At 66.1% G+C, this 2,363-nt stretch carries 2 protein-coding genes; one reads left to right on the forward strand and one right to left on the reverse strand.

Annotated elements, in window-relative coordinates; genetic code table 11:
- Nucleotides 1-332 (forward strand): LysM domain-containing protein (locus tag AB1609_21410; GenBank protein ID MEW6048994.1); only part of this gene is annotated, 332 nt, incomplete at its 5' end.
- A 198-nt stretch (nucleotides 333-530) separates the two neighbouring features.
- On the opposite strand, the gene AB1609_21415 is transcribed toward AB1609_21410, so the two are convergent.
- Nucleotides 531-2,126: a phosphoenolpyruvate carboxykinase gene (locus AB1609_21415; GenBank protein MEW6048995.1), complete on the reverse strand. Its 1,596-nt coding sequence runs from the start codon at nucleotides 2,124-2,126 to the stop codon at nucleotides 531-533.
- Nucleotides 2,127-2,363: the final 237 nt, after the last annotated feature.

The following is a 2,363-nucleotide window of genomic DNA, read 5'->3' on the forward strand; positions in this document are numbered from 1 at the left end:
GGTCTACGCGGTACACGGTCCAGCCCGGCGACACGCTCTTCTTCATCGCCCAGCGCTTCGGCACCACGGTCCCGGCCATCCTGGCCATCAACCCGCAGATTACCAACCCCGACCTCATCTTCCCCGCCCAAGTCATCTGCGTCCCGGCCGCCGTGCCGCCCGCGGTCTGTCCACCGGGGTCCACCCAGTACACGGTCCAGCCCGGCGACACGCTCTTCTTCATCGCCCAGCGCTTCGGCACCACGGTCCCGGCCATCCTGGCCATCAACCCGCAGATCACCAACCCCAACCTGATCTTTCCGGGACAGGTCATCTGCGTGCCAAGTCGCTGAAGAAGGGGCGGCCACCCCCTGTTCGGGAGTGGCCGCCCAAGCGGTCGCCGGATGGGTATGAAGTCAGACCCAAGAGGCCAGCGCTGTGTTTAGCTGCGCGTCTGTCCTGCGATTGGACCGGTGTATGGTGGCGGGATTCGAGACCCAGCCTGCCGAGGCCGGCCTCTGCTCGTTCCTGCGGTTGCTGGGGTCGTGCCCTCAGGCCGACGGCCCTGCCTGGCGCACAGCGGCGGGCATCTCCCGTTCAAACCGGGCGAAGCTGGCGGCAAACATCCGCGCCAGTTGCCGGGCCTGCTCGTCGTAGGCCGCCACGTTCTGCCACGTCGACCGGACATCCAGCACCTCCGGAGGTACGCCAGGCACTGCTTGAGGCGTCTGGACCCCGAAAACGGGGTCCTTGCAGTACGGGACGTCGTCGAGCGCACCCGTGAGCGCCGCCTTCACCATGGCGCGTGTATAAGCGATGGGAATGCGCCGGCCAACCCCGTACGGCCCACCCGTCCAGCCGGTGTTGACCAGCCACACTTTCACGTCGTGGCGGCCGATCTTCTCTCCGAGGAGCCTTGCGTAAACCGTCGGGTGTAGCGCCATGAACGGCGCCCCGAAGCAGGGGGAAAACGTCGCCTGGGGCTCCTTGACGCCCTTCTCTGTGCCCGCCACCTTCGCCGTGTACCCGGAGAGGAAGTAATACATAGCCTGCTCGGCCGTGAGCCGGGCGACGGGTGGCATCACGCCGAAGGCATCCGCCGACAGGAAGATAACGGTGCGGGGATGACCGCCCATGCCTGACCGGACTGCTCCCGGGATGTGAGTGATAGGGTACGCGGCCCGGGTGTTCTCGGTCAGCGAGTCGTCGTTGAGATCGAGGCGTCGGGTGACCGGATCGATGGCGACGTTCTCAAGGATGGTTCCGAACATCCGCGTCGTCTGGTAGATCTGCGGCTCGGCCTCGGGGCTGAGGCGGATCACCTTGGCGTAGCAGCCGCCTTCGAAGTTGAACACGCCGGCATCGCTCCAGCCGTGCTCGTCGTCGCCGACAAGGCTTCGTTCGGGGTCAGCCGAGAGGGCCGTCTTGCCGGTGCCGGAAAGCCCGAAGAAAAGCGCCACGTCGCTCTCTTTGCCGATGTTGGCAGAACAGTGCATGGACAGCACCTGCTCCTGGGGCAGCAGGAAGTTGAGCACGGTGAACACCGACTTCTTGATCTCGCCGGCGTAGCCGGTACCGCCGATGAGCACAAGGCGCCGGGTGAAGTTGAGGACGATGAAAACCCCTGAACGGGTACCGTCAACTTCGGGTACGGCCGTAAAGCCGGGGACGTGAATCACGGTGAAGCGTGGGACGTGGGCCGCCAGCTCGTCGCGCCCGGCCTGGATGAAGAGGTTGCGGGCAAACAGGCTGTGCCAGGCGTGCTCGGTGATGACCCGGATCGGCATCCGGTAGGCCGGGGCGGCTCCGACGAAGCAGTCCTGCACGAAGACATCCTTACCCTGCAGGTAGGCCAGCAGGCGATGGTAGAGGCGGTCGAACTGTTCCGCAGACAGAGGCTGGTTGGCGTCGCCCCACCATATCTTGTCGTGTGTTTCGGGGTCGTCCACGATGAACTTGTCCTTCGGGCTGCGGCCGGTGTGCTGCCCGGTGCGAACCACCAGCGGACCCAGGTGGGAGAGCAACCCTTCCCGCCGGCGGATGGCCTCCTCGTAGAGGACGGGCGTCGTGAGGTTCCAGTATACCTGGCCGATGTTGATGATCCCGTGGTGCTCGAGGCCGTAGTGGCTGCGCGGGGGCTCGCTCATCGGCTCCTTCTCCTCCCTGGTGCGGGCTCGCTGGGACTGCCGCACGGGCGCTTTGCGACGGCGGGCGGTCTGCGCGGCTTGCCGCGTTTGGCCCTTTGGACGATCCTGCCTCGCCGGCTCCTCACCCGCCAGTGACACGCGTCTCGGCGGGGCTGGGACGAACGTCATCCATGTGGGACAATATCTACCCCTGAGGCCGCCTGCCCGCCATTTGCCGGGCAAGCTCATCCCGAGGGC

This window comes from Bacillota bacterium (assembly GCA_040754675.1).
GTDB lineage: Bacteria > Bacillota > Limnochordia > Limnochordales > Geochordaceae > Geochorda.

What these genes read in the sequence shown, in the direction of transcription:
- AB1609_21415 (MEW6048995.1), bottom strand. Translation starts at nt 2,126, where the DNA reads ATGAGCGAGCCCCCGCGCAGCCACTACGGCCTCGAGCACCACGGGATC.